The organism is Coriobacteriaceae bacterium, from assembly GCA_025757745.1.
Lineage (GTDB): Bacteria > Actinomycetota > Coriobacteriia > Coriobacteriales > Coriobacteriaceae > Collinsella.
Window position 1 is genome coordinate 1260506 of record CP107217.1, and the last position, 25871, is coordinate 1286376.

A 25871-nucleotide genomic window follows, 5' to 3' on the forward strand; every position below is an offset into this window, starting at 1 on the left:
AGGGCTCAGGTCCCCGGAAGCACCGCGGATCGCTTTGGTCTGGCCGGCGGCACCTGGGGCGACATGCCGAGCCCCGGGAAGGAAGGCGGCGGGCTTGCCGCCGCCCGCGGGGCTTGCTCCGCGGGCTATGTCGGGCATCGTGGGTCCTCTCGGCCCCATGCCCGATCCACGTGCCGCATAATATTTTCCAAAATTGTCCTTGCATCGCCGTCCGAGTTCCCGTATAGTACTTTTTCGCATGGGGGCGTAGCTCAGCTGGGAGAGCGCTTGACTGGCAGTCAAGAGGTCAGGGGTTCGATCCCCCTCGTCTCCACCCGAGCATTGAATGAGGCTCCAACGCAAGTTGGGGCCTTTTTTCATATTTATCGATTTACGCCATGTATTGGCTGGGTAGCATCTTGGCGACATACCCATTGCTAATTACGAATATGAATGTTGATAACTTTACGTCTCTGGATGACAAAGCTAGTCTGCAGCCCAATAACAAAGAGGCCGGGCGTAATGCCCGGCCTCGAAATACTCTGGTGGGCCCTCCGGGATTCGAACCCAGAACCCAGGGATTATGAGTCCCCTGCGCTAACCGTTGCGCCAAGAGCCCTTATGAACGGTGAATGCAATTCTAACAAAGGCAACTCAGGCCAAATTTCTTCGCTTCACGTCGTGAAATACTACCATGCACGAGCAAGTCGCACAACGCAAGATCAAATCCGATGCTAAACAACAGCTAATCTAGGCGCATCGCAGAAAAGACGTGTTTTAGAAAAAGTTAAGGCCATTAATTCAGTGCTCCAACACATTTAACTGTGAAATCAACCTGATGCCATTTCAAAACCATGCCGGTTTACTACGACGGATCGGCGACCCCTGAGCACCGTGTGTTCTCCGTTTGCAAAACCGCAGGTAGGAAGCCTGCCGGTTACGCCAAAAGGCGTGTGTGGTCGGACATTCCTGATTCATCGTAGTAAACCGGCATGGTTCTGAAGCGCAGGGGAGGGGCGCTTCGCAATAAGACCCGATAATGGGACTGGCGGTGCACGGAAAACCCTGTTGCACGGGGAGAGTCGTGTTCCGCGCGCCAAGTCGGCCGGCGCACGGACCGTGCGTGGGCCGCTGCCCCCGCGGGCATCGCGCGCCCCTCGGCCCTGAGATGGCCCGCGCACCCGCACGTGCGCGCCGGGGCCCGCGAAAGTTTTTCCAAAATTGTCCTTGCATCGCCGTCCGAGTTCCCGTATAGTACTTCTTCGCACGGGGGCGTAGCTCAGCTGGGAGAGCGCTTGACTGGCAGTCAAGAGGTCAGGGGTTCGATCCCCCTCGTCTCCACCCGAGCATTGAATGAGGCTCCAACGCAAGTTGGGGCCTTTTTTCATATAGGCACACAAGGTCAAAGGCGGCACCATGATCCTTCTGGTCGACAAGATCGAAAAAAGCTTCGGCGCGCGCGTCCTCTTTAGCGGCGCGTCCTTCCAGATCAACCCCGGCGAGCGCTTTGCGCTCGTGGGACCCAACGGCGCCGGCAAAACCACCATGCTCAAGATCATCATGGGCATCGACAGCCCCGACGCCGGCCAGGTCCAGTACGCCAAGGACTGCCAGGTGGGCTACCTAGAGCAGGAAACCAACCTGGAGCAAAAGGACACCACCATCCTCGCCGAGGTCATGGCCGCCGCCAAGGAAATCCGCCGCATGGGCAAGCGCGCCAACGAGCTGCAGGCCCAGATCACCGAGCTCTCCGAGCAGGGCAAGGACGTCGACGCACTCCTGAACGAGTACGGCCAGGTCCAGGACCGCTTTGAGCACCTGGGCGGCTATGAACTCGAGAGCAACGCCCGCAAGATCCTGTCCGGTCTGGGCTTTAAGGTCACCGACTTTGAGCGCCCGTGCTCCGAGTTCTCGGGCGGCTGGCAGATGCGCATCGCGCTGGCAAAGCTCTTCCTGCGCCATCCCGACCTGCTGCTGCTCGACGAGCCCACCAACCACTTGGACCTCGAAAGCGTCCAGTGGCTGCGCGGCTTTATCGCTAACTACGACGGCGCCGTACTCATCGTCAGTCACGACCGCGCCTTCATGGACGCCTGCGTCGACCACGTCGCCGCGCTCGAGAACCGCCGCGTGACCACCTACACCGGCAACTACAGCAGCTACCTCAAGCAGCGCGAGGATAATCTGGAGCAGATGCGCGCCAAGCGTGCCGCGCAGGAGCGCGACATCGCCCACATGCAGGTCTTCGTCGACAAGTTCCGCTACAAGCCCACCAAGGCCGCCCAGGCGCAGGAGCGCATCCGCAAGATCGAGCAGATCAAAAAGGAGCTCGTCATCCTGCCCGAGGGCCACAAGCACATCGACTTTAAGTTCCCCGACCCGCCGCGCTCCGGCGATATGGTCGTGAGCCTGGAGGGCGTCTCCAAGTCCTACGGCGACAAGCACATCTACAGCGACATCGACCTCAAACTCTACCGCGGCGAGCACGTGGCGCTCGTCGGCCCCAACGGCGCCGGCAAGTCCACCCTCATGAAGATCATCGCCGGCCTGGAGCCGCCCACTACCGGCACGCGCGACCTGGGCACCAACGTGGGCGTTGCCTATTACGCCCAGCACGCGCTCGAGGGCATGACCGAGTCCAATACCGTCCTGCAAGAGATCGACACTGTCACGCCCAAGTGGACCGTACCGCAGCAGCGCAGCCTGCTGGGCGCCTTCCTGTTTAGCGACAACGATTCCATCGAGAAGCAGGTTCGAGTCCTCTCCGGCGGCGAAAAGGCGCGCCTGGCGCTCGCCAAGATGCTCGTGGCGCCCGAGGCGCTCCTGTGCCTAGACGAGCCCACCAACCACTTGGACATCGACTCGGTGGACATGCTCGAGAACGCTCTGCAAAACTTCCCCGGTACCATTGTGCTGATCAGCCACGACGAGCACTTGGTGCGCGCTGTGGCCAACCGCATCATCGACATCCGCGACGGCAAGGTCACGGTCTACGATGGCGACTACGACTACTACCTCTTCAAACGCGAGGACCTCGCTGCCCGCGCCGCCGCCGAGGCAGCAGGGGAGAGCGCACCTGCCGCGGCCAAGTCCACCAAAGCCAACGCCGCCCAGGCCAGCAGCCCAGCCGCGGCTCCCAAGCCTGCCGAGGGCAAAAAGACCAAGGAGCAAAAGCGCGCCGAGGCCCAGGCCCGTGCCGCGCTCAACAAAAAGCTCAAGGGCGTGCGCAACCAGCTCAAGAAGATCGAGACAGAGCTGGACAAAAAGCGTGCCCGCTATGACGAGCTTATGGAATTGATGGCAAGCGAAGAGCTTTATGCCGATCAGGACAAGTTCAACGCCGCGCTGGGGGAATATAACGGCCTTAAGCAAGAGCTGCCCAAGCTCGAGGACGAATGGCTGGAGCTTTCCACCCAGATCGAAGAGGAGACCGCGCGTGAACTCTCGTAAGGCCGCTGCCGTGGCGATGAGCATCATCGCCATCGCCTGTCGCATCTGCGGCATCTTTATGAGCGCGATGACCGTGCTGCTGTGCTTTAGCGGCCTCACCGCCAAGCTGCAGATCGTTGGCTTTGTCGTCGAGCTTTCTCGCGCGCTGCCGAGCGCCATCGCCGGCTATGGCGTCATCACCTCACCCTTTGGCGGCGTGTTCCGCCTGGATTACGCCATCGTGGCCGTGATTCTGTTTGTTGCCGACTACCTGCTCACGCGCGCCTCGCGTCGCGTCCGCTAGGGGGGCGCCGTGTCCAGCAGCTACCTCATGAACCTGCTCGCCAGCGCGGTCGCCGTCATCGTGGGCATCGTGATTCACGAGAGCGCGCACGCCGCGGCGGCCTGGGCGCTCGGCGACAAGACGGCCCGTTCGCGCGGCCGCGTCTCACTCAACCCGCTCAACCACATCGACCCGTTCGGCACCATTCTCCTGCCGCTGCTTATGCTCGCGGCCGGCGGCCCGGTATTCGCCTTCGCCAAGCCCGTGCCCGTCTACCTCAACAACCTTAAGCACCCCAAGCGCGACGAGGTTCTGGTGAGCGCGGCCGGCCCCGCATCGAACATCGCGCTCGCGTGTCTCGCAGCCGCTCTCATGCACGCGGCATACGGCAACCTCTACACCAGCATGTCCTTTGCCGTGGCCTCCCAAATCATGAACTTCGGCGCCACGTTTATTGTGGTCAACCTGTCGCTCGCGTTCTTTAACCTCATCCCGATCCCGCCGCTCGACGGCTCGTCGATTATCGTCCCGTTCCTCAAAGGCAAAGCGCTCTCTAACTACTACCGCCTGCAGCAATACGCCATGCCCATCCTCATCCTGGTGCTGTACCTGTTGCCTATGTGGACCGGCATCGACGTGATTGGACGGTATTTCGACGTTACCGTGTATCCGCTGGCCGAGTGGCTGCTCAACTTCGCAATCGCCGGCATCTAAGGTAAACTTACAGGTCGACCGTGCAAAACGGTCGCAACATGCACCCAAACCGCGCCGCGAAGGCGCCGTCAAAGGAGGTCGAAGATGTCGTATCGCGTGTCGACGCAGGTCTACAGCGGACCGTTCGACCTGCTGCTGCAGCTGGTAACCCGCCAAAAAGTTGACATCGGAGCCATCTCGATCAGCGAGGTGGCCGAGCAATACCTGGCCGAGGTCGAGCGCATCGAGGCGCTGGACCTGGACGTGGCGAGCGACTTTTTGCTGGTCGCGGCAACCCTTTTGGACATCAAGGCCGCCTCGCTGGTGCCCCAGGAGGCCCCGCGCAAGACAGACGACGATGACGAGGATGACGATGAGCTCGAGGAGCTCAGTGCGCTCGACGGCGACGCCCTGCGCGAGGTCCTGATCCAGCGTCTGATCGCCTACAAGCAGTTTAAGGGCGCGGCGGCAGCCCTTGGCGCGCGTATGCAGGCCGAGAGCCGCATGCATCCGCGCGTGGCCGGCCCCGACCCCGAGTTCCTAGGCCTTATGCCCGACTATCTGGCCGGCATTACCCTGCGCGGCCTCGCCGTCATCTGCGCCGACCTGGATGGCAAACGCCAGACCTTCCTGCTGGAGGCCGAGCACGTGGCACCGCATCGCGTGCCGCTCGACCTGACGGTGGCCTCGGTCGACCGCTTTACCATGGCACACCAAGCCTGCACCTTCCGCGAGCTGCTGGACGGCGACGCCACCACCGAGCAGCTCGTTGTCACCTTCCTGGCCATGCTAGAGCTTGCCAAGCGCGGCTCGCTTACGCTAAGCCAGGACGAGAACTTTGGAACCATTCAAATCAACCGCGTCGAGGGCGCCGAGGCATACGTGCCTGGCGAGGGCCCCGAGCTCACCGAATAGGAGCGGCAACCATGTCAACCCTTTCCACGCTGGAGGCAAACAGCCTCAAAGGCGCCCTCGAGGCGCTGCTGCTGGTGTCGAGCGACCCCGTGAGCGCACCCGCGCTGGCAGCTGCGCTGGATATCGCCCCGGGCGAGTGCGCGTCGCTTTTGGCCGAGCTCAAGGTTGAGTACGAAGAGGCCAACCGCGGCTTTCAGCTGCGCGAGGTCGCCGGTGGCTGGCGCCTGTTTACACACCCCGCCTACCATGATGTGGTCGAGGCCTACGTGCTGAGCTGGGACACGCAAAAGCTGTCTCAGGCGGCGCTTGAGACCCTGGCCGTCATCGCCTACCACCAGCCCGTCACGCGCGAGGTGGTCAAGGGCATCCGCGGCGTCAACTCCGACGGCGTCATCGCGTCGCTCGTGGATAAGGGCCTGGTGCGCGAACTCGGCCGCGACCCCGAGCGCGGTCAGGCCATCATCTACGGCACGACCAACGCCTTCTTGGAAAAGTTCGGCCTGCGCTCCACCCGGGACCTGCCCGATCTGGAGCAGTTTGCCCCCGACGAGCAGTCGCGCCAGTTTATCCGCGAGCGCCTGAGCGGCCGCAGCATTCAGTCCACGCTCGAGGAACAGGCCGAGGACCTGGACGAAGAGCGCGAACTGATCGATACCGATGTTGAGGACACCGATGGCGATGAGCTTCTGCCCACAGGTGTTACCTCGGAGGACATGCATGACGAGGACTAACGAAGCAGGGGAGACGCGCATCGCAAGCGTCGCGGGCGCCACAACGCCCGCAGGCGACGCCCAGCCCGTCTACCCGCACACCATGCGCCTGCAGCGCTTTTTGGCGCGCGCGGGCGTAGCGAGTCGACGCGGCTCGGAGGACCTGATGACCGCCGGCCGCGTGACCGTCAACGGCCAGATTGCGACCGAGCTGGGCACCAAGGTCGACGTCGACCGCGACCATATCGAGGTCGACGGCATGCCCGTCAAGCTCAACCAGGGTGCCGTGTACCTGATGCTCTACAAGCCGACCGGCTACCTCACCACCATGAGCGATCCGCAGGAACGCCCCTGCGTGGCCGACCTGGTCCCGCGCGACCGCTTTCCGGGGCTGTTCCCGGTTGGTCGCCTAGACCGCGACACCACGGGCCTTTTGCTCTTTACCACCGACGGCGACCTGTCGCAGGACCTGCTGCACCCCAGCAAGCACGTCTACAAGACCTACCAGGCGCTCGTTGACGGCCACCTGACCGATCGCGACTTGGAACCACTCCGTCACGGCATCGAGCTCGATGACGGCCTGTGCCAGCCGGCGATCTGCCGTGTCATTAACGCTCGTGAGGCCGAGGCCGTGGCTCCGCAAGGCGTAAAGCCCGGCACCACCGCCGTGGAGGTCATTATCCGAGAAGGTCGCAAGAACCAGGTTAAGCGCATGCTGAGCAAGATCCACCACCCGGTGATCCGTCTGCACCGCTGCAACTTTGCCGGCCTGGAACTCAGGGACGTGGCCAAGGGCTCGTGGCGCGAGCTCACCGACCGCGAGGTGCAAATCCTGAAGGCCGGCGGTATCCCGCCCAAGCAGGCCGGCTCCAAGCGCGGCGCCGCGCCGGCAACCAACACCGCGAGTCGCACGCGTCACCACGGCAGCCACGGCTCCGCGCCCAAGCGCAACACCTACCGCGAGCGCTACACGAGCTAGGCAACCCGCCAAGCTGCAGCGCCTGCGTCCCATACCAGCACGTTAACCACCGAAAGGAAGCATTGTATGATCGTCGCCATCGACGGCCCCGCCGGTTCCGGCAAGTCCACTATCGCCAAGGAGATAGCCCGCCAGCTGGGCTTTAACAAGCTCGACACGGGCGCTATGTACCGCGCCGTCACCTTCGCCGCGCTCGATCGCGGCATCGACCTGGACGACGAGGCGGCCATTGACGCCCTCGCCGAGCAAATCGAAATTCGCTTTACCAACGGCACCGGCGAGGACACGCGTCTGACCATCGACGGTAAGGACGCCTCGGCCGCCATCCGCACCCCGCAGGTCGACGCCAACGTGTCCAAGGTCTCGGCCTACCCGGGCGTGCGCGCGGCCATGCTCATCCACCAGCGCCGCGCCGCCGAGGACCGCGACATCGTCGCCGAGGGTCGCGACATCGGCACCGTCGTGTTCCCCAACGCACAGGTCAAGGTGTTCCTGACCGCCGACCCGCGCGAGCGCGCCCGTCGTCGCGTGCTGCAGCGCCACCAAAACGACGCCCAGCCGCTCACAACCGAGCAGCTCGAGGCCGAGGTCGATGAGACCCTCAACGCCCTCAAGCAGCGCGACAAGCTCGACAGCAGCCGCGAGGTCGCGCCGCTCGTGCCCGCCGAGGACGCGGTGCACGTCGACTCCACCGCCCACACCATCGACGAGGTCGTCCGCATTATCGAGGACCTCATCAACCAAAGGAGGTAGCCCATGCGCCTGTTTAAGCAGACGCCCGAGGATTACTACAACGCCCCCTACGACGAGTTCCCGGCGCTCATCCGCGGGACCGTCGCCGTGGTCATGGGCATCCTGTGGGTCTTCTCCAAGCTCATGTGGCGCTGGAAGGTCGAGGACAGCGACTTGCTGTTTGAGCGCCAGGAAGGCCGCGGCAGCGTGGTCATCTGCAACCACACCTCGATGGCCGAGCTGCTGGCCGTTGAGACGGCGTTGTTCTTCGGCGGCCGCCGCATTCGCCCCATCTTTAAATCCGAGTTCGCCAAGAGCAAGATTGTGCGCTGGGCCTTTAGCCGCGTCGGCGGCATCCCCGTGGAGCGTGGTACTGCCGATATGAAGTGCTTGCGCGCCGCCCAGCATGCGCTGCAGCGCGGCGAGGACGTTCTGATCTTCCCCGAGGGCACGCGCATCCGCTCGCGCGAGATCAAGCCCGAGGTCCACGGCGGTTTTGCGCTCATCGCTCAGATGGGCAAGGCACCTGTGAACCCGCTCGCCATTTGCGGCTGGTCCGACATCACGCCCGCGGGCAAAAAGATCATGCGTCCCAAGAAATGCTGGATCCGCGCCGGCAAGGCTGTCTCGCTTTCCGACGCACCGGCCGGGCTTAAGCGCACGGAGCGCCTGGAATGGTTTGAGTCCGAGGCCATGAACCGCGTCTACGCCATGCGAGACGAGCTGTGCGCCGAACATCCGGGCAGGTTCTAGCCATGAGCGAGAACGTGACGAACACCGCCGCGGCTGCGTCCGACCAGGCAACCGCGCCGACAATCGAGATCGCCACCCACGCCGGCACCTGCTACGGCGTGCAACGCGCGCTCGATATGGCATTGGCGGCCGCCCCGCAGGCGGGGGAGACCGCTCAGGTCCACACCTTGGGCCCGCTCATTCATAACCCCATCGTGGTGCGCGAGCTTGCCGAGGCGGGCGTCGGTCTGGCCGAGACCCTGGACGACGCCGCGTCGGGCACCGTGATCATTCGCGCGCACGGCGTGGTGCCACAGGTAATCGATGCCGCTCGCGAGCGTGGCCTCGACGTGGTCGACGCCACCTGCCCCTACGTGAAAAAGGTCCACGTGGCGGCGGAGCGCCTGGTACGCGAGGGCTACCACGTGATAGTCGTGGGCGAGCCGGGCCACCCCGAAGTCGAGGGCATCCTGGGCCATGCCGGCGATGACGCGCAGGTCGTGAGCTGCGCCGCCGATGCGGACGCGCTGCCGCTCAAGGGCAAGGTCGGCCTGGTTGTGCAGACCACCCAAACCGCGCAGAACCTGGCCGAGGTTGTGGCCTCCATCACCCCGCGCGTGCAGGAGCTGCGTGTGATCAATACCATCTGCGCCGCCACGAGCGAGCGTCAACAGGCAGCAGCCGCACTTGCCAACCGCTGCGACTGCATGGTCGTGGTGGGCGGCAAGAACTCGGGCAACACCCGCCGCCTGGCACAGATCTGCGCCGACGTCTGCGAGCACACACATCACATCGAGGAGGCGTCCGAGATCAAGGCCGCATGGTTTGTCAACGCACGCCACATCGGCATCACCGCCGGAGCCTCCACCCCGCAAGAACACATCGAGCGCGCCGTCAAGCGCATCAAGGAGCTTTGCCGCTAATCATGGACCAGACCGTACCCGCATACGCCGCCGAGGTGGCCGATTACGGGCGCAGCCGCGACCCCGAGCCGGGTGAGGGCGCGCTCGTTAAAAACGTGCATCCCGAATCGCCCGCGTGGGATGTGGGTATCGAGCCGGGCATGCGCGTGCTTACGGTCAACGGCGAGCAGCTTACCGACATGATCGTGTGGCTCTGGGAGGCCGATGACGACACCGTCGAGCTGGAGGTTTTCGACCCGCGCGACAACAGCGTCACCCCCGTCGAGCTCGACCGCTTCCCGGGAGAGGATTGGGGCCTTGAGTTCGATGGCCCCGTCTTCGACGGCATGCGCACCTGCGTAAACGCCTGCGTGTTCTGCTTTATGACGATGTTGCCCAAGGGCGGTCGCTCCACGCTCTATATTCGCGACGACGACTACCGCCTAAGCTTTTTGCAGGGCAACTTCGTCACGCTGACCAACCTCACCGACGAAGATGTGCAAAACGTCATCCAACGCAACATGAGCCCCATGAACGTGTCGGTCCATGCCGTAAGCCCCGACGTCCGCCGCCGCATGATGGGCCGCAACGCCCAGCGCGGCATGGACGTGCTCGAGGCCATCATGGATGCTGGGATCGAGATCCACGCCCAGATCGTGCTGTGCCCCGGCATGAACGACGGCGAGGAGCTGGAAAAGACCCTGCGCTTTTGCGAGGAGCACGAGCAAATCACCAGCCTGGGCATTGTGCCGCTCGGCTTTACCAAGCATCAGAACCGTTTTAGCTGGTCCTACAGCGACAAGCCCGAGCTGGCGCGCGAGACCATCGCCATGATCCGACCCTTCCAGGACCGTGCCTTCGAGCGCTTTGGCCGCCACACCTTCCAGATGAGCGACGAGTTCTATCTGGACGCCGGCATCGAGCCGCCCGAGGCCGACTTTTACGACGGCTACCCACAGTACTACGACGGCATCGGCATGATCCGCTCCTATCTGGACGAGACCGACGACGTGATCGACGCGAATGCCGAGCGCCTGTGCTGCGTTCGCGAGGCTATCGCCGCCCGTGGCCAGCGCCTGCTGTGCCTCTCGGGCGCCAGCGCGCGCGATACGGTGGCGCGTTTTGTGGAATCACCGCAGGGCCTTGCCGGTACCGTCACGGCCATCAAAAACCGCTACTTTGGTGGCAACGTGGATGTGACCGGCCTCATCGTCGCCTGCGACATCTTGGAACAGCTGCCGCAGGAACTGTCGGGGGTTATGCTCTTTGTGCCTAAGCTCATGTTCAACGCCGACGGTATGACCCTTGACGAGTATCATCGTGACGAATTACTCGCACGCCTTACCGGTCGCGGCGCCGAGGTTCATGTGGTATCGACTATGCCGCACGAGCTGCTCGATACCCTGGAGCACATCCTTGGCATAACGCCCGCCAATTCAACTATTCCCGCTGACCCTACCCAATAAAGGAGAGCAGATGAAACCTATCGTCGCCGTCGTCGGACGCCCCAACGTGGGCAAGTCCACGCTCGTTAACCGCCTGGCCCAGACCTCGGACGCCATCGTCCATGAGTCGCGCGGCGTCACGCGCGACCGCTCGTATCACACGGCCGACTGGAACGGCCGCGAGTTCACCATCGTCGACACGGGCGGCATCGAGCCGCTCAAGAGCGACGACGTCTTTGCCACGTCCATCCGCGACCAGGCGCTTGCCGCCGCCGAGGAAGCCGCCGTCATCCTGTTTGTTGTCGACGGCCGCACTGGCGTCACCGAGGAGGACGAGTCGGTCGCCCGCATGCTCAAGCGCTGCGACAAGCCGGTCTTTCTGCTGGTGAACAAGCTCGACAATCCCGATCGCGAGAATGACAACATCTGGGAGTTCTATTCGCTCGGCATCGGCGAGCCCACGCCGCTTTCGGCCCTGCACGGTCACGGCACGGGCGACCTGCTCGACGATATCGTGGCCCTGTTGCCCGAGGAGGAGGACGAGGTCACCGATGAGTTCCCCGACGCGCTGAACGTTGCCATCATCGGCCGCCCCAACGCCGGTAAGTCGTCGCTGTTCAACCGCATCCTGGGCGCCGACCGCTCCATCGTGTCCAACATCGCCGGCACTACGCGCGATGCCATCGACACCGTCGTCGAGCGCGACGGCAAGCATTACCGCATGGTCGACACAGCTGGCATTCGCAAGAAGAGCACCGTGTACGAGAACATCGAGTACTACTCCATGGTTCGCGGCCTGCGTGCCATCGACCGCGCCGACGTGGCGCTGCTTGTCGTCGACGCCTCCGTGGGCGTCACCGAGCAGGATCAGAAAGTCATGGGCTTGGCCATCGAGCGCGGCTGCGCCATCGTGGTGCTGCTCAACAAGTGGGATCTGCTCGACGACGACCGCAAGCGCGAGGCCTGCATGGAGACCGTTGACCGCCGCCTGGGCGTCATGGCTCCCTGGGCCCAGTACCTGCGCATTTCGGCCCTGACCGGCCGCAGCGTCGAGAAGATCTGGGCGATGGTCGACGCGGCCGAAAAGACGCGTTCGCAAAAGATCACCACCTCGCGCCTCAACACGTTCCTCACCGACCTGCGCGAGTTTGGCCACACCGTGGTGGACGGCAAGCGCCGCCTGCGTATGCACTATGTGACCCAGACGGGCGTCAACCCGCCGACGTTTACGTTCTTCGTCAACCACAGCGACCTGGTCAACGACACCTACCAGCGCTACGTGGAGAACCGTATGCGCTCGACCTTCGATTTTTCCGGCACGCCCATTCGACTCTTCTTTAGGAAGAAGGAGCAAAAGGATGCATAATCCGATTCTGCTGACCGCCATCTGCGCCGTGGTCTCGTTCTTTATCGGAGCGATTCCGTTTGGCCTGATCCTGGGCCGCGTGTTCAACCACACCGACATTCGCAAGGCGGGTTCCGGCAACATCGGCACCACCAACGCCCTGCGCGTGGCCGGCCCCAAGGTGGCCGCGCTCACGCTGCTGCTCGACTGCCTTAAGGGCGCTATCTGCGTCCTTATCGCGCGTCCGCTTATCGCGGGCGTGGGCTATGGCTTCCCTGTGAGCATCATGGCGCCTGGAGCCCCCGGCGACTGGATGCTCGGCGTCATCTGCCTGGCTGCTGTGTGGGGTCACATCTTCTCGCCCTACCTCAACTTCCACGGCGGCAAGGGTATCGCCGTGGGCTTGGGCGTCATCCTCGCCTGGTACTGGCCCATCGGACTTTCGCTGCTGGGCATGTTTATCGTGGCCGTCGCCATCACCAAGTTTGTGTCGGTAGGCTCGCTTGCCGCGGCCATCGGTCTTCCCATCGCCGTCTGCGCGGTCTTTCCGTACAGCAGCCTGGGACTCAAGTTCTGCATGGCGATGATCGGCATCACCGTGGTATGGGCCCATCGCTCGAATATCCAAAAGCTCATGACGGGTAAGGAGTCCAAGCTCTCGTTTACCAAGCGCGTCACCGAGCCCGACGATAAGTAGGAGAGAGTCATGAATGTTGCGCTGATTGGCTCCGGCTCCTGGGGAACCGCCGTCGCGGGCCTTGCTGCAGCGCGAGCCGAGCGCGTGACCATGTGGGCCCATAGCGAGCAGACGGCCGCCGGCATCAATGGCGAGCACCGCAATCCCCGGTATCTGGTGGACTACGAGCTGCCCGGCAACGTTGTCGCCACCACGGACCTGTCGCAGGCGCTCGACGGCGCCGAGGCCATCATCTTTGCCGTTCCTTCGACGCACCTTCGCAGCGTGTGCCACCAGGCCGCTCCCTTTATCGCCGCCGATACCCCGGCGCTCTGCCTCACCAAGGGCATTGAGCCCGAGTCCGGCCTGCTCATGAGCGAGGTCATCGCCAGCGAGATCGGCAACGAGTCGCGCGTGGCGGTGCTCTCGGGCCCCAACCATGCTGAGGAAATCTGCCGCGGCGGACTTTCTGCCGCCGTCATCGCAAGCAAAGATCCGCAGATAGGGGAGACCTTTAAGGAACTGCTCCTGTCCACGGCCTTCCGCATCTATCTGTCGCAAGACATGACCGGTGTCGAGGTCTGCGGCGCCATGAAAAACGTCATCGCCATCGTATGTGGCATCTCCGCCGGCACCGGTGCGGGCGACAATACGCTCGCCCTTATCATGACGCGCGGCCTGGCCGAGATCAGCCGTCTGGTGCATGCCCGCGGCGGGCAGGCTATGACCTGCATGGGGCTTGCCGGCATGGGCGACCTCATTGCCACCTGCACCTCGGAGCATTCGCGCAACCGCACCTTTGGCTACGAGTTCGCTCATGGCGTGTCGCTCGACGAGTATCAGACGCGCACGCATATGGTGGTCGAAGGCGCCGTCGCCGCCCGCAGCGTGAGCGAGCTCGCCCGTTCACTGGGCGTAGACATTCCGCTCACCTTTGCCGTGGAGCAAACGCTCTACAACGGTGTTACTTTGGATAGGGCGCTCGAGATTCTTACCGACCGCGTCCCTTCTCAAGAGTTCTACGGACTCACCGACTAGCGCAGAAAGGCTTCTACCATGGGTTCCATTAAAATCGCTCCGTCTGTCCTTTCGGCCGACATGGCCAACCTCAAGGGCGAACTCGACAAGATCGCCGGTGCCGACTTTGTGCACTTCGACGTTATGGACGGACACTTTACCGGCAACCTCACCTTTGGCGTCGATATCCTCAAGGCCGTCAAGCGCTCCACCGATGTACCGGTCGACGCGCACCTGATGGTGTCGAACCCCGACGAGACGGTCGATTGGTACGCCGACGCCGGTGCCGACATGATCACCGTGCACTACGAGGCCTCCACGCACCTGCACCGCACGCTCACCCATCTGCAGCAGCGCGGCGTCAAGGCCGGCGTGGTGCTCAACCCCGCCACCCCCGTGTGCGTACTCGAGAGCATCATCGACGTTGTCGACATGGTGCTGCTGATGAGCGTGAACCCCGGCTTTGGCGGCCAGAGCTTTATCCCGGGCACTCTGCCTAAGCTGCACGAGCTTACGGCCATGTGCGAGCGCCACGGCGTGTCGCCCTTGATCGAGGTCGATGGCGGTATCTCTTCCAAGAACATCGCCGAGGTCGTCAAGGCCGGCGCCAACGTGCTCGTAGCCGGCTCCGCCGTATTTAAGTCCGAAGATCCCGCCGCCGAGGTTGCGCTTCTGCAGAAGCTGGGCAACGAGGCTGCACAGGAGGCATAAACCCTTATGACCGCAGGTCAAAACCGCATACCCGTGAATCTTGACTATGCCGCCTCGACGCCCATGCGCGCCGAGGCGCTCCTTGCGCAGCGCGAATACGACGACAGCGAGCTTGCCGGCGTGAACCCCAACTCGCTGCATTCGCTCGGCCGCAAGGCCGCCGCGCGCCTGGAGGTGGCACGTCGCGAGATTGCCCGTAGCTTTGGCGCGCGCGTTCGCCCGTCCGAGATCATCCTTACCAACGGCGGCACCGAGGCCAACCAGCTGGCGCTCCTCGGTCTTGCCGAGGGCGCTCGTCAGCGCGACCGCAAGCGTAACCGCGTGATCGTATCTGCCATCGAGCACGATTCGATCCTGGACAACCTGCCGCTGCTGCGCGCCGCCGGCTTTACCGTCGACCTAGTGCAGCCCTGCCGTGCGGGCTACATCGAGCTTGCCGCGCTGAGCGACTTGCTCGGCGACGACGTCGCACTCGTGAGTATCATGGTCGCCAACAACGAGACCGGCGTGGTGCAGTCTATCCGCGAGCTTGCCGCGGCTGCGCACACCGCAGGCGCCCTGTTCCACACCGATGCCATCCAGGGCTATCTGCATATTCCGCTCGATGCCGCCGAGCTGGGTGTCGACGCCATGTCCGTCGCCGCCCACAAGATTGGCGGTCCCGTTGCCTCCGGCGCGCTCTACGTTAAGACTCGCACGCCGCTGCGCCCCCGCATCTTTGGCGGCGGACAGGAAGCCGGACGTCGCGCCGGTACGCAGGACCTGCGCGCGCAGCTGGCCTTTGCTGCTGCCGCCCGTACGCTGGTGCCCCATGTGGCCCAGGAGCGCGAGAAGCTGCAAGCCCTTTCTGACAGGCTCTACGCCACGCTTACGGCCCATCCGCGCATTCACGCCACCATGGGCGACTACGCGCAGGCAGATCGTCTGCCGGGTATGGTTTCGATCTACGTCGACGGCATGGACTCCGAGGAGCTCATCATCAAGCTCGACGCCGCCGGTTTTGAGGTGTCGGCCGGATCGGCTTGCTCGAGCGGCAGCATGGACCCGAGTCACGTGCTCAGCGCCATGGGCATTGGTCGTGAGCAGGCGCTGGGCGCACTGCGTATTTCCTTCGATGACCGCGTGAATCCGGGCGATTTGGACGACTTTGCCCAGACGCTGCTCTCGATCGTAGGTGCCGCATGATCGTCGCCGAACTCGAGCGCGCCCTGCTTGCACGCTATCCTAAGACGGACGCCGAACCCTGGGACCACGTAGGCTTATCCGTTGGCGACCCCGACGACGAGATCCGCGGCGTGGCCTGCGCACTCGACGCGACCGAAGCCAACGTGCACCGCGCCCAGGAGGCCGGTGCCAACGTGTTGCTCACGCATCATCCCGTCTACATCAAGGCGCCCGAGGCGTTTTGCCCGCCTAGCGCGACGCGCCCCCAGTGCAGTGCGGCGCTCTACGAGGCTGCCCGCTGCGGGGTGAGCATCATCTCGCTCCACACCAATCTGGACCGCTCGCATGAGGCTCGCGTTTGCCTAAGTACGCTGTTGGACGCCGCGCCCGCAAGCTCGCTGGAGCACGTGGACGACCCCGAGGCCTGCGGCCTGGGAGCCCTTGCGACATTCAACGAGCCCTGCAGCCTGCGCGACCTTGCCACTCGTGCCGCCACGGCCTTCGGGAGCGATCCACGCGTGTGGGGCGAGGCCGATCACCCGTGCCGTACCGTCGCCATTCTGGGAGGCTCCCTGGGCGACTTTGGAGAGCTCGCCATCGCCGCGGGCGCCGACGTTATTGTGACGGGCGAGGCGGGCTACCACGTGGCGCAAGACCTTGCCTTGCGCGGGCTACCGGTGATCTTGCTCGGCCACGACCGCTCCGAAGAGCCGTTCGTTGATATATTGATGAACTCTGCAGTTGATGCCGGGGTCGACCCCCGTCATGCGATTAAAATACTGAACCCTTGCCAATGGTGGACTGTGACAAAAGGAGAGAACTTATGAGCGCCGGCGCTACGCTACTCAAGCTGCAACAAATCGATTTGGAGCTCGCCCGCAACAAGAGCGAACTTGCCAATATGCCGGAGCTCAAGGAGCTCGCTTCCAAGCGTAAGACCTACGTTAAGCTCAAGGCCGAGATGACCAAGCTCTACGCCCAGCGCAAGGACCTTGATATTGAGCTCGACGACCTCAACACCACCGAGATTCAGACCAATAACGCCATCGAGGCCGCCAAGAAGCGCCACGTTGACGGATCTGACTACCGCGAGGTTCAGGACCTGGAGAACGAGCTCGCCACCCTGGCCAAGCGCCTGGACAAGATCGAGCACACCCGCAAGGACGTCGTCGTCGCCCATAAGGAAGCGCTCGACCGCGAGGCTCGCGCGCAGGCCATCATCGCCAAGTTCGAGGAGGGCGTGAAGGCCGATACCAAAGCCGCCCGCGCCAAGGCTGCCGACCTGCAGGCACAGATCGAAGCCGCCACTAAGGAGCGCACCGCGCTTGCCGCTACGCTTCCGACTGACGTGCTCACCGACTACGAGCGCCTGCTCAAGCAGTTCCGCGGCCTGGCCGTCGAAACCGTCCAGGGCAACATCCCCACGGTCTGCCACACCGCGCTGCAGGCATCGTCCATGAGCGACCTCAACCACGACGGTAGTGAGATTACGCACTGCCCGTACTGCCACCGCCTGCTCGTGCTCCCCAGCAAGGAAGCCTAACGATGACGGCGGCACCCAACAATTCAATGCAACTTGAGGGAAAAACGATCCTGCTGGGCATTACCGGCGGGATCGCCGCCTATAAGTCGTGCAATATCGTGCGCCTGCTGCAAAAGCGCGGCGCGCACGTCAAGGTCGTCATGAGCGAGCATGCCACTGAGTTCGTGGGGCCGCTCACCTTCCGCGCGCTCACCAATGAGCCGGTCGCGGTTGGGCTATTCGACGACCCGTCTGACCCCATCCACCATATCTCGCTGGCGCAGGAGCCCGACTTGGTGGTCGTGGCGCCCGCGACGGCCAATATCATCGCCAAGATGGCCAACGGCATCGCCGATGACCTCATCTCCACAACGCTGCTTGCCACGCCGCGGCCCATTGTGATCGCGCCGGCCATGAACAACGGTATGTGGAAGGCACCGGCCACGCAGGCCAATATAGCCTCGCTGCGCGACCGTGGCGTCCATGTGGTGGGGCCCGGCAGCGGCTACCTTGCCTGCGGCGATGTGGACACGGGACGCATGAGCGAGCCCGAGGACATCGTCGAGGCCGTCTGCGAGGTGCTCGACCCGGTACCCCAGGACCTTGCGGACAAGCGCATCGTGATCACCGCCGGCCCCACGCACGAACCGATCGACCCTGTGCGTTATATCGGCAACCGTTCATCGGGCAAGATGGGTATCGCTCTGGCGGGGGAGGCCACGCGCCGCGGCGCCGCCGTCACGCTCGTTCTGGGACCGACATCGCTCGACGTTCCCCGCGGCGTGGAGTGCGTGCGCGTACAGACCGCCTCAGAGATGCTCCAGGTAGCGCTAAGCGCCTTCCAGACGGCCGACGCGGCCATTTGCGCCGCCGCCGTCGCCGACTACACGCCTGAAGCCCCGGCGGACCACAAGCTCAAAAAGGCCAACGAGCGCCTGGATCGAATCGAGCTCGTCGAGACCGTTGACATCTTGGCCGAGCTCTCACGCCAAAAGGGCGATCGCCGCGTGATCGGCTTTGCGGCCGAGACCGATAATGTCGTCGAATACGCCGAGCGCAAATTGACCCGCAAGGGTTGCGATGCCATTATCGCTAACGATGTCTCGCGCGCCGATTCGGGCTTTGGGACCGACACCAACAAGGCCTGGATTGTGAGCACAGCGGGCACGCAAGAACTTCCTGTGCTTACAAAACACCAGCTCGCAGATACAATTTTAGACTTGCTCAAAAATAATTAAAAAAGTTCTTGCGCAAGGCCAAAGTTTCGGGTTAATATACTTCCTGTTGCGAGCGAGAGCAGAGCAACAAACAAAAGCTTCGGGACGTGGCGCAGCTTGGTAGCGCACTTGACTGGGGGTCAAGGGGTCGCTGGTTCGAATCCAGTCGTCCCGACCAGAAGTTTGCAGGTCAGGCACCTAGTGCCTGACCTTTTTTGTTTTAAGCAATTGCTTAATTTTGATTAATCAACAGGGTGCCAAAAATCTAGCTGCGCGATAATCGCCTTTTGCGGCTACTTGCGCGTTTTGCACACGCATGAGCCGATTTATTAACGCGATGCGATTCTACATACGCGCAGCAGGTACATGCCGAGAACGGGCGGCATTTATCGCGGCGATTTACGCAGATATAGCGACTGTAACGAACAAGCGTGTCGCTGTATTAATTCCGGTATTTCACTTGATCGGTGGACAAGTGGGCTGTTGCAACGAAACGCCAAGCGGGATGAACTCTATACGGTGACGCAGCTGAGGTAATGGCGGGGGAGTGCGGCGGGCGCTCTGAGAGCCGCTGTATGACCCCATTTCTCCTCAACCCGATAACTATGCTTCAAGACGAGAATCGTTCGTTTGGTTGCCAAATGAAAAGCCCGCGCAGAATCGCACGGGCTTTTCATTGGTTGCAGATGAGGCTAAAAGCAGAAGGCGGGGAACACGCAGTAGATGTTCGTCGCGCTGTAGTAGTCATAGCTGCCGTTGCTGTGGACACAGCGGAAGGACGCGGAGTTGCTCGGATGCACGGAGCGAGTCCAGTGATAGCTGCTCGACGAAGCACTGGAATAGTTCGATGTTGTCACGCCCTTGGATTTGTAGTACTCGTACTGGGCGCCGTCAGACTGGAGGTCACCGTAGACTTCAGTCATCGAGAGCAGGAAGGCCTTGTCAGTCGTGGCCGAGGGGGTGCCTGCCTCGCCGTCGCCCAGGTTGTCGGTCATCTTCGTGACGGACTTCACCTTGGACTGGAGTTCGCAAGGCAAAAGCGACCAGAGGTCGCCGGTATTGAGGAGGCCGCGGAGTTCGGACTTCTCCCAGCCGCCGGCGTGCGTGTTCGCGGCGTTTATTCTCTGTAGGGCCAGGGCATTGTTGGTCGCCTCGAACGTAAGCCCCGCCTTGCCTGAGCCATCAGCAAAAATTAAGATAATACCGTGTATGACGAATACGAACTTGAGCATATTCCGTCCGTATTCATACTGGATGATCAAGGAAACATCATCGGCTTATCCGAAGGAGAGGAAGAACCTCTTGCCTTATTAAAGAAATACGCCAAATACAACGGATATAAAGCGGAAGGAGGCGACATCGAGTAACTATCAAAGGCCAGATTAAGGAGCCGGCCATGAAGAAATGCCTACCCTCCATCGTCTCAGCAACTCTTTGCCCCTCCCTTGTCATGACACCATTTGTACCCGTTGCGGCAGCCCATGCCGACGAGGGATCTCCCGCCGAGAGCAACGATATCTACGTCGGAGTCAATTACGACGAAAATTACGATATATCCCTTTTTTGAGCGCGGGCGCTGCGCGGATTCATATTCCAAGGCGTGGTGTGATTCTCACGGATCTGCAAATAACCGCCCCGCCCCTCACAAGGTCAAGCTGAACGCGAAGGAGGAGGCTTGCCTGCGCGATCTCTAGCTTGTTGGCACCGCTGAAGTTATCGCCGGTCTCGTGACAACCGGTCCTAGCGGCGGCTTTTTTGCAACCGCAATGACATCGTACCGACTTTTCATTTGCATGTTCTGAAAGGAAGTTGCCATGTTGTCGCAAAATCAATCGAGATACTTGAACACAATCGGCTTTGCCCTGCTTGCATTACTCTTTGCTAGCGACCTTTTGCTGAAACCGCCCAAGGAACTCGTTTTGCTTGCCATAGACTGCATTTCCGCCCTTTACTTTACGGCAACCCTAATCGTCGGACTAAAGGAGAGGAAAAAAGGCGCAGTCGTTGCGTCCGCCGTAGGCGTGATCACAGCCATTGCATCATTCTTTATCTGACACATTGGTGATTTAGGGGCGATATCGTAGGAATACGACCGGGAGAGTCGGGACCAGATTGCCCGGGTTGCCCGGTCGGCTCGCGCGACGGCGCGGCGGTTCCACAGAAAGCTCTCCCGACTTCACGCCGTTTCTGATCGCATTGTAGACAGCCATCTCGTCTTCGCAGTCGGCGAGCACGCGGTGTGCGTCGTCGATTTGGATGTCCAGTAAATCTCGAAGGTCCTCCATGCACCAGCGTCCGAGATTTGGCCATGCGCGTTGCGCGAGCTGATAAGTGTCGATTGCGATGTTGTGGTTAAAGTCCAGGCCAAAGCCGTCCCAGGCAGAACAGCTTTGTTTCCTTGATTATCACCTTCATCCGGACACTTCCCGCATTCATCCGTGTGTGTACGGATGAATGCGGGGTTCAATACCCCGGCGGCCTAATCGGCAGACCGCCGGGAACTCTCACTCCTCGATAAAAGCCGGCACTCGGTTAGTCCTGCGCATCTTGAAATCGCCGGTCTCGTGGGAGACGTAGAGAATGCCGTCCATCCCATCTCGCGATGCATATGAAAGGTGAACAGAACCGCAATCCGCTCCATCATTGTCGAGAAGATCGAACGAATTCGGGTCGCTCGTTGCGGCCAAACGACCACTCAGACAAGAGCCATCGTCATTACAGATTTGCCATTCCATGTCTTCGCCTGCAAGAATCGCCATAGACGGCCTGGTCGCGCCATCGTTGACATACATCCCGTCTATGCCAAACCCATTTTCAGCGCCATCGATGAACGACTGCTCGGACCTATACCTCGCAAATGATGCACATAGCACCATTGCAAGACAAAGTACAAAGCCAACAATCGCTATCTTTGCATAGCTCTTGCCTATCATGTCATTCACCTCCCTCGTATGTATCGAGGTATTCCTGCTTGAGCGTCTGCGAGGACGACTTGATCTTTTCCACGAGCGTGCCGGCTTCGATGAAGTAGAACGAGTTGGTAAGGTCTGCCAGGTCGTCGAGTAGATGGCTTGAAATGAGCACGCTGCGTCCCCGCGCCACTTCGCTGCGCATCGCGTCGCAGGAGGTTTTCCGTTTTCCCGGATCGAGGCCGTTCAGCGGTTCATCGAGGATGAGGTACGGGCAATCGGTCGCTATCGCCATGGCAAGCTTTACCTGCTGCTTCATTCCTGTCGAGAGTTTACGGGTCGGCTTGTCGAGATATGGGGAGATTCCGAGGGAGTCGCAGAGCGAGTCGATGTCGGCGGCCGATTTCCACGCCTCCCTAACGAAAGCAAGGTGCTCGATGGCCGATAGCGTGGGATAGAGATCCGCGCTGCCCGAAGAGCTCAGGTAGACGAGTTCTGCAAATTCGGCTGATCGACGTTGGCAGATTCCGTCTGCCGCCAGGCTTCCCGAGCGGATGCGGGTGGGAAATTGGCCCGACAGCGCTTCAAGAAGGGTGGTTTTCCCCGAGCCGTTGGGAGCAACGAGGCCCGCCGCCGTTCCCGGGCTCAGGAAAAGCGACCCGATTGAAAGTATCGTCGTGCTTCCGTATCCCACGCTCGCGTCCAGAAGCTCGAGCCCACGGTGCTTTTTCGCGGGTCCAGGCTGTTTGGGCGAACGTGTCGCAACGGCGCCGACCGCAAAAAGAACCGCGACGTATGCCAGGGCCACGGCAAGCATCGATGCGCTGCCTGAACCGGAGCCAATGAATTCTGTCGGGAAGCATCCTACGTAGCCCGTTGCCTCGATAGGCGAGAACACGGCCAGCGGCAGGAGATTGAGCGCGGCGTTATGCCCCAGTGCCGAATCGGACAGCAACGGGAATGCCGGGGCCGCGACAAGCAGCGCGGAGGTAAGGGGGCCCGCGAGGACGCGCCTCGTTGCGGTCGATAGGACGGCGGAGCAAACGGATATCAAGGTTCCGCCCGCAAGCAGCGCGAGAAGCAGGGCTGTGAAGACGTTTCCCGCGGTCGTGGTGGTAAGCGCGCCGTCATGGAAGAAGGCGATCGGGTACCCAATTTGCCCGAAGCCGTTTAGGACCAAGGCGTAAATGCCCCCGGGTGCGAGGCCGGCGAGGAGCATCGCGGTCCCCGCGGCGATTATCGAAAACACGATCTGGATAAGGCGCCGGAATTTGGGCGCGGGCGCCTTTGCCGCCAGGGTCCCGGGCCTTGTGGCGCCGAGCACGAGTATCGACGAGAGAAGGAAGGGGATGAAGGGAAGGAAAGACGGCGCCGTGGCAATGGCGTAAGGCAGGAAGGAAAGGAATGGCAGGTCGTTTGCGGAGGCCGGGATATCCGTGATGCCGGAGCTGCTCAGGGCACGGCAATACGCGAGGTCTGCGTCATTGGTCTCTCGGTCTCCCACGATGGACCCGGATTGGAAGCCTTCGTCCATGAGCGCGTAGTAGCTCTCGGCAGAATCGAGAAAGGCGGCGTCGGTTTGAGCGGCAAGGGCGGCGTTCGCGTATCTTGCAAGCTCCGCGTCAGCTTGCTGCTCTGGCGATAGGTCTGTGCCGTTGGCCTGGGGTGCGCGCGTATTGAATGCGTCGACAAAGCTCTGCATGCCCTGCTTCATAAAGAAGGGCCCGTAGATGGGTGAATTGAACGCAATGGGGACGGAAAAGGCTGCAGCGAGAACGAGCGTACAAATCCATGCGGCCTTGTCTCTTAGGATCAGTTTGAGAAGAAGTCGACAGTACATTTGGAAGCACCTACGTTCCTCAAAGAATCGTTAGATTAAAAGTAACAGACCGGATGAAGATACGTGCGACGGGGGCGAGGCGAATGGCTGAGCGGTATCGATATGCGGGTTTAACGGTATTATATTGACCACATAGATTATTAACTTGCATTTCTAACAGTTAAGGAGACGGGTGCTTTCCAGCACACTCCTTCGATGATGCCTTCCGCTAGTTGCTATGCTGGTTTCAGCCAACAAAGAATGTGTCCGGGCGCTCAGGTTAACCGTTAGCGTTGGCAACATCACCGTTAGCGTTGGCAACATATGAGATGGGCCAGACCCTTGCCGCGCGCCGATTGCGCGAGAGATGTCGGGCTCCATGTTTATTCCACCTGCTTGTTATCAACCAGCTTCGTTCAACGTCAGACATTCAAGATGTCAGACGTTGAACCTGCGCCAAAGACGCAGCTGGGGCTACTAGATGCCTACAATCGCTCGCGAAGCTCGCCTGTTCGTGCGTGAATGTCTGACAGCTCCGTCAGACATTGTCGGACATTTGATTGTTCGACAAATGCGCACGTGGTCGCGTTCGCAAAGATTACTGAACGGTCGATGGGTGCGTTGAGACCGGAGCAAACGGCGGATGCCAGAAAAATGGCCTCACAGAATCGCACCCATGGTTGATAGAATTGACCGCCCGGGCGCAAATACCCGGGCGGTCAATTCATCCCCTCGTTCGCGATCCTGTGGGGTTTGGGGCTTTGACATGTTGTTGACGGATGGATCAGCCGTACAGCTTGATCTCCCGGGGTTCCATGCGGTCGTCCCCCAATAAGACGTCCCTGATGTAGCTCTGCGGCAGGAACTCGACGGGCAGCACTGGGTCGTCGACGTAGCCGGGCACGGGGAGTAGGCGTGGCCTTTGGACATAGCGTGGCCGCCTGCCGGCGGTCGGACTGCCACTTCAGCCAAAAGCTCAGGCGCGCGCATTAAAATAATGGATATATCGCTTGATGGGCTTTTGACCAAGCATGAACATCGCAGGTAAATCCGTGTACCAATTTTTGGTACACGGATTTACCTGCGGTTTGTTGAAAGCTCTGACATGCGCTGTAGACTTCATTAAAATCGATTGCCGATCAAGTCTTCCTATATATGCGAGCCCCAAGAAACTGCGCTGTGAACCTGAGTCCTCTATCGATCGGCCCGGTGCACCGGGCCGCTGTCCTCGAGCCGGCAACAGCTTGCCGGTCTCAAAACGTATACTTGATTTAAGGCGGAGTGGAATGTGGGCGCGCAAGGAGATGCGGAATCGATGAGAGCCTCAAAAAAAATTACTGCAGTGTTATCATCTTTCATCCTCTCTATTCTTCCATTTCTGATTCTATGGGCGGCTTGGTCAGTCCTCCCTGATACAATTCCCGCTCATTGGAGTGGGGGTGTGGTTGATCGATGGGGTAATAAGCTTGAATTGCTGGTTGTTCCGCTGTTTTCTCTGATTGGCTCTATTGCAATTTCTGTGTACCTTATTGTTTCCACGCGGCGAAGAGAGTTCGCGGATTTCTCTGTTCGAATGCGACGGGACTTTGTTGCGTGCTATATTTCTAGTCTTCTTTTATCGACAACCTGCTCAGTGATAATTGCCGTTTGGGTTCAGTTGATTCTTACGCAAAACACTGCGGTTGATGGGGGGCTTGGACTATCGATCCTGTATTCCCTTCCCGGGCTATATGTGATCTTGTGCGCTTTGCCGCCTTTTTATGCGAGCGGCGAGAGCAAAAAGGCAGAGCGCCTGATAACAGTTCTTATTGGCGGCGCGGAGATTGTTCTTTGTGGAATAGTGCTTGAAGGTTCGGCTGCCTCTTATGCGATGATTGGACTGATGATTCTGTTTTGTGCGTTTGAGATTGTGTCACAGGTAAGGGATAGCCGGTCCTTATGAGTTGAATTACGCGCGTGCGGATATAAAGGGTGGCATGTTAAATTTGTTGAAAACTCTGACATGCGCTGCCGACTTCATTAAAATCGATTGCCAATCAAGTCTTCCTATATATGCGAGCCCTGAGAAGCTGCGCTGTGAACCTGAGACCGCTATCGATCGGCCCGGTGCACCGGGCCGCTGTCCTCGAGCCGGCATCAGCTTGCCGGTCTCAAAACGTATGCCGTCCGGTACGACCAACAGCCGAGTCTTGCGCCCAGTTCGAGCAGCGCCAGAACCCCGTGCCGGAACCCACGCAGCCGATGGCAGGGGAATTCAGCCGCGGCCATCGAGGAGCCGACCCAGGGACGGCGCCCCCAGTCCTCGAAAGATTTCCACCGCCCCCTACAGGCCTGGATTGATTTAACAGTTGATTTAATCCGGCTGAACAAGCCGAGCATGGGCCGGTTGACAAAATGTAAGGTAAAAAAGCAGATACGACCGAACGCCGGTGCGGGGTTCGGGTGATGTGATAGAAAGTAATACACGTATTACATCTAACCGGGAGGTGCATCATGGCAACCGCCACCGCAGCCCTGAGAACCCCCGAGGACCTCGCGAACAGGTACGACCGCCTGACGAAGTCGACGGGCCGCACGAAAACCTTCTACATGACGGAGGCGCTTGCCGCAGAGATAGGCAGGCTCGAATACGAGTACGGCCTCATGAATTATCCGGGAAGCGTTTGGTTGCGAGGCACGCCGGTGTGAGGGC

At 61.1% G+C, this 25871-nt stretch carries 25 protein-coding genes and 4 tRNA genes; 24 read left to right on the plus strand and 5 right to left on the minus strand.

Translation table 11 applies throughout. The features are described from left to right. The first annotated feature begins 240 nt into the window (after positions 1 to 240). Positions 241 to 313, plus strand: a tRNA-Ala gene (locus tag OGM60_05345). Between the two features lie 209 nt (positions 314 to 522). Here the strand turns inward: OGM60_05345 and OGM60_05350 are convergent. Further along, positions 523 to 598: transfer RNA gene (locus OGM60_05350), tRNA-Ile, on the minus strand. A gap of 649 nt (positions 599 to 1247) precedes the next feature. On the opposite strand from OGM60_05350, the gene OGM60_05355 reads away from it, so the two are divergent. The 20 genes from OGM60_05355 (at position 1248) to OGM60_05450 (ending at position 18629) form a co-directional block, all read left to right on the plus strand. Continuing rightward, positions 1248 to 1320, plus strand: a tRNA-Ala gene (locus tag OGM60_05355). A gap of 75 nt (positions 1321 to 1395) precedes the next feature. Then, a complete protein-coding gene (locus OGM60_05360; protein UYI98332.1) occupies positions 1396 to 3429 on the plus strand; it encodes an ABC-F family ATP-binding cassette domain-containing protein in 2034 nt (677 codons plus the stop codon). After that, positions 3416 to 3712, plus strand: a complete 297-nt coding sequence (locus OGM60_05365) for a hypothetical protein (GenBank protein UYI98333.1) — start codon at positions 3416 to 3418, stop codon at positions 3710 to 3712. Before OGM60_05360 ends, OGM60_05365 begins: the two co-directional genes overlap by 14 nt. 9 nt (positions 3713 to 3721) lie before the next feature. After that, on the plus strand, positions 3722 to 4405 hold the full coding sequence (locus OGM60_05370; protein UYI98334.1) for a site-2 protease family protein: 684 nt from the start codon (positions 3722 to 3724) through the stop codon (positions 4403 to 4405). Positions 4406 to 4489: 84 nt separating this feature from the next. Continuing rightward, positions 4490 to 5299 (plus strand): segregation/condensation protein A, encoded by an 810-nt coding sequence (locus tag OGM60_05375; GenBank protein UYI98335.1) that lies wholly within the window; start codon positions 4490 to 4492, stop codon positions 5297 to 5299. A gap of 11 nt (positions 5300 to 5310) precedes the next feature. Further along, positions 5311 to 6030, plus strand: a complete 720-nt coding sequence (gene scpB, locus OGM60_05380; protein ID UYI98336.1) for an SMC-Scp complex subunit ScpB — start codon at positions 5311 to 5313, stop codon at positions 6028 to 6030. Then, positions 6017 to 6988 (plus strand): rRNA pseudouridine synthase, encoded by a 972-nt coding sequence (locus OGM60_05385; GenBank protein UYI98337.1) that lies wholly within the window; start codon positions 6017 to 6019, stop codon positions 6986 to 6988. The genes scpB and OGM60_05385 overlap by 14 nt, the downstream gene beginning before the upstream one ends. 66 nt (positions 6989 to 7054) lie before the next feature. Next, positions 7055 to 7741: a (d)CMP kinase gene (gene cmk / locus OGM60_05390; protein UYI98338.1), complete on the plus strand. Its 687-nt coding sequence runs from the start codon at positions 7055 to 7057 to the stop codon at positions 7739 to 7741. A 3-nt stretch (positions 7742 to 7744) separates the two neighbouring features. Beyond that, a complete protein-coding gene (locus tag OGM60_05395; GenBank protein ID UYI98339.1) occupies positions 7745 to 8473 on the plus strand; it encodes a 1-acyl-sn-glycerol-3-phosphate acyltransferase in 729 nt (242 codons plus the stop codon). 2 nt (positions 8474 to 8475) lie between these two features. After that, positions 8476 to 9375 (plus strand): 4-hydroxy-3-methylbut-2-enyl diphosphate reductase, encoded by a 900-nt coding sequence (locus tag OGM60_05400; GenBank protein ID UYI98340.1) that lies wholly within the window; start codon positions 8476 to 8478, stop codon positions 9373 to 9375. A 2-nt stretch (positions 9376 to 9377) separates the two neighbouring features. After that, positions 9378 to 10820, plus strand: coding sequence for a DUF512 domain-containing protein (locus OGM60_05405; GenBank protein UYI98341.1), 1443 nt, complete (start codon positions 9378 to 9380; stop codon positions 10818 to 10820). Positions 10821 to 10830: 10 nt separating this feature from the next. Next, positions 10831 to 12165, plus strand: a complete 1335-nt coding sequence (der, locus tag OGM60_05410; GenBank protein ID UYI98342.1) for a ribosome biogenesis GTPase Der — start codon at positions 10831 to 10833, stop codon at positions 12163 to 12165. Continuing rightward, entirely contained in the window at positions 12158 to 12841 is a 684-nt protein-coding gene (gene plsY / locus OGM60_05415) for a glycerol-3-phosphate 1-O-acyltransferase PlsY (protein UYI98343.1), read from the plus strand. Before der ends, plsY begins: the two co-directional genes overlap by 8 nt. Positions 12842 to 12850: 9 nt before the next feature. Next, positions 12851 to 13858, plus strand: coding sequence for an NAD(P)-dependent glycerol-3-phosphate dehydrogenase (locus tag OGM60_05420; protein ID UYI98344.1), 1008 nt, complete (start codon positions 12851 to 12853; stop codon positions 13856 to 13858). 18 nt (positions 13859 to 13876) lie between these two features. Next, positions 13877 to 14548: a ribulose-phosphate 3-epimerase gene (rpe, locus tag OGM60_05425; protein ID UYI98345.1), complete on the plus strand. Its 672-nt coding sequence runs from the start codon at positions 13877 to 13879 to the stop codon at positions 14546 to 14548. A gap of 6 nt (positions 14549 to 14554) precedes the next feature. After that, on the plus strand, positions 14555 to 15733 hold the full coding sequence (locus OGM60_05430; protein UYI98346.1) for an aminotransferase class V-fold PLP-dependent enzyme: 1179 nt from the start codon (positions 14555 to 14557) through the stop codon (positions 15731 to 15733). Next, positions 15730 to 16539, plus strand: a complete 810-nt coding sequence (locus tag OGM60_05435) for a Nif3-like dinuclear metal center hexameric protein (GenBank protein ID UYI98347.1) — start codon at positions 15730 to 15732, stop codon at positions 16537 to 16539. The genes OGM60_05430 and OGM60_05435 overlap by 4 nt, the downstream gene beginning before the upstream one ends. Beyond that, positions 16536 to 17255: a hypothetical protein gene (locus tag OGM60_05440; GenBank protein UYI98348.1), complete on the plus strand. Its 720-nt coding sequence runs from the start codon at positions 16536 to 16538 to the stop codon at positions 17253 to 17255. Before OGM60_05435 ends, OGM60_05440 begins: the two co-directional genes overlap by 4 nt. A gap of 2 nt (positions 17256 to 17257) precedes the next feature. Next, positions 17258 to 18472 carry a bifunctional phosphopantothenoylcysteine decarboxylase/phosphopantothenate--cysteine ligase CoaBC gene (coaBC, locus tag OGM60_05445; protein UYI98349.1) on the plus strand — a complete coding sequence of 405 codons (1215 nt, stop codon included), beginning with the start codon at positions 17258 to 17260 and terminating at the stop codon, positions 18470 to 18472. A gap of 80 nt (positions 18473 to 18552) precedes the next feature. After that, a tRNA-Pro gene (locus OGM60_05450) sits at positions 18553 to 18629 on the plus strand. 514 nt (positions 18630 to 19143) lie between these two features. Here the strand turns inward: OGM60_05450 and OGM60_05455 are convergent. Further along, a complete protein-coding gene (locus tag OGM60_05455; GenBank protein ID UYI98350.1) occupies positions 19144 to 19713 on the minus strand; it encodes a DUF6273 domain-containing protein in 570 nt (189 codons plus the stop codon). A 552-nt stretch (positions 19714 to 20265) separates the two neighbouring features. Here OGM60_05455 and OGM60_05460 point away from each other — a divergent pair. Then, positions 20266 to 20505, plus strand: a complete 240-nt coding sequence (locus OGM60_05460) for a hypothetical protein (protein ID UYI98351.1) — start codon at positions 20266 to 20268, stop codon at positions 20503 to 20505. 12 nt (positions 20506 to 20517) lie between these two features. On the opposite strand, the gene OGM60_05465 is transcribed toward OGM60_05460, so the two are convergent. The 3 genes from OGM60_05465 to OGM60_05475 form a co-directional block, all read right to left on the minus strand. After that, positions 20518 to 20736, minus strand: coding sequence for a hypothetical protein (locus tag OGM60_05465; protein ID UYI98352.1), 219 nt, complete (start codon positions 20734 to 20736; stop codon positions 20518 to 20520). Between the two features lie 219 nt (positions 20737 to 20955). Next, positions 20956 to 21384 carry a hypothetical protein gene (locus OGM60_05470; protein UYI98353.1) on the minus strand — a complete coding sequence of 143 codons (429 nt, stop codon included), beginning with the start codon at positions 21382 to 21384 and terminating at the stop codon, positions 20956 to 20958. Between the two features lies 1 nt (position 21385). Further along, on the minus strand, positions 21386 to 23074 hold the full coding sequence (locus OGM60_05475; protein UYI98354.1) for an ABC transporter ATP-binding protein: 1689 nt from the start codon (positions 23072 to 23074) through the stop codon (positions 21386 to 21388). 1420 nt (positions 23075 to 24494) lie between these two features. Between OGM60_05475 and OGM60_05480 the strand changes: the two genes are divergently transcribed. Together OGM60_05480 and OGM60_05485 are read left to right on the plus strand one after the other, a co-directional pair. Beyond that, positions 24495 to 25121 (plus strand): DUF1648 domain-containing protein, encoded by a 627-nt coding sequence (locus OGM60_05480; GenBank protein UYI98355.1) that lies wholly within the window; start codon positions 24495 to 24497, stop codon positions 25119 to 25121. A gap of 551 nt (positions 25122 to 25672) precedes the next feature. Continuing rightward, positions 25673 to 25867: a ribbon-helix-helix domain-containing protein gene (locus tag OGM60_05485; GenBank protein ID UYI98356.1), complete on the plus strand. Its 195-nt coding sequence runs from the start codon at positions 25673 to 25675 to the stop codon at positions 25865 to 25867. Positions 25868 to 25871 lie beyond the last annotated feature (4 nt).

Excerpts from the sequence above, each read along its gene's own strand:
- OGM60_05465 (UYI98352.1), bottom strand. The coding sequence starts at position 20,736 with ATGGAGGACCTTCGAGATTTACTGGACATCCAAATCGACGACGCACAC.
- OGM60_05475 (UYI98354.1), bottom strand. The coding sequence starts at position 23,074 with ATGAAGCAGGGCATGCAGAGCTTTGTCGACGCATTCAATACGCGCGCA.
- OGM60_05430 (UYI98346.1), top strand. The coding sequence starts at position 14,555 with ATGACCGCAGGTCAAAACCGCATACCCGTGAATCTTGACTATGCCGCC.
- scpB (UYI98336.1), top strand. The coding sequence starts at position 5,311 with ATGTCAACCCTTTCCACGCTGGAGGCAAACAGCCTCAAAGGCGCCCTC.
- coaBC (UYI98349.1), top strand. The coding sequence starts at position 17,258 with ATGACGGCGGCACCCAACAATTCAATGCAACTTGAGGGAAAAACGATC.
- OGM60_05435 (UYI98347.1), top strand. The coding sequence starts at position 15,730 with ATGATCGTCGCCGAACTCGAGCGCGCCCTGCTTGCACGCTATCCTAAG.
- OGM60_05395 (UYI98339.1), top strand. The coding sequence starts at position 7,745 with ATGCGCCTGTTTAAGCAGACGCCCGAGGATTACTACAACGCCCCCTAC.
- OGM60_05375 (UYI98335.1), top strand. The coding sequence starts at position 4,490 with ATGTCGTATCGCGTGTCGACGCAGGTCTACAGCGGACCGTTCGACCTG.
- cmk (UYI98338.1), top strand. The coding sequence starts at position 7,055 with ATGATCGTCGCCATCGACGGCCCCGCCGGTTCCGGCAAGTCCACTATC.
- rpe (UYI98345.1), top strand. The coding sequence starts at position 13,877 with ATGGGTTCCATTAAAATCGCTCCGTCTGTCCTTTCGGCCGACATGGCC.
- der (UYI98342.1), top strand. The coding sequence starts at position 10,831 with ATGAAACCTATCGTCGCCGTCGTCGGACGCCCCAACGTGGGCAAGTCC.
- OGM60_05460 (UYI98351.1), top strand. The coding sequence starts at position 20,266 with ATGTTGTCGCAAAATCAATCGAGATACTTGAACACAATCGGCTTTGCC.
- OGM60_05470 (UYI98353.1), bottom strand. The coding sequence starts at position 21,384 with ATGATAGGCAAGAGCTATGCAAAGATAGCGATTGTTGGCTTTGTACTT.
- OGM60_05385 (UYI98337.1), top strand. The coding sequence starts at position 6,017 with ATGACGAGGACTAACGAAGCAGGGGAGACGCGCATCGCAAGCGTCGCG.
- plsY (UYI98343.1), top strand. The coding sequence starts at position 12,158 with ATGCATAATCCGATTCTGCTGACCGCCATCTGCGCCGTGGTCTCGTTC.
- OGM60_05480 (UYI98355.1), top strand. The coding sequence starts at position 24,495 with ATGAGAGCCTCAAAAAAAATTACTGCAGTGTTATCATCTTTCATCCTC.
- OGM60_05485 (UYI98356.1), top strand. The coding sequence starts at position 25,673 with ATGGCAACCGCCACCGCAGCCCTGAGAACCCCCGAGGACCTCGCGAAC.
- OGM60_05405 (UYI98341.1), top strand. The coding sequence starts at position 9,378 with ATGGACCAGACCGTACCCGCATACGCCGCCGAGGTGGCCGATTACGGG.
- OGM60_05360 (UYI98332.1), top strand. The coding sequence starts at position 1,396 with ATGATCCTTCTGGTCGACAAGATCGAAAAAAGCTTCGGCGCGCGCGTC.
- OGM60_05400 (UYI98340.1), top strand. The coding sequence starts at position 8,476 with ATGAGCGAGAACGTGACGAACACCGCCGCGGCTGCGTCCGACCAGGCA.
- OGM60_05420 (UYI98344.1), top strand. The coding sequence starts at position 12,851 with ATGAATGTTGCGCTGATTGGCTCCGGCTCCTGGGGAACCGCCGTCGCG.
- OGM60_05440 (UYI98348.1), top strand. The coding sequence starts at position 16,536 with ATGAGCGCCGGCGCTACGCTACTCAAGCTGCAACAAATCGATTTGGAG.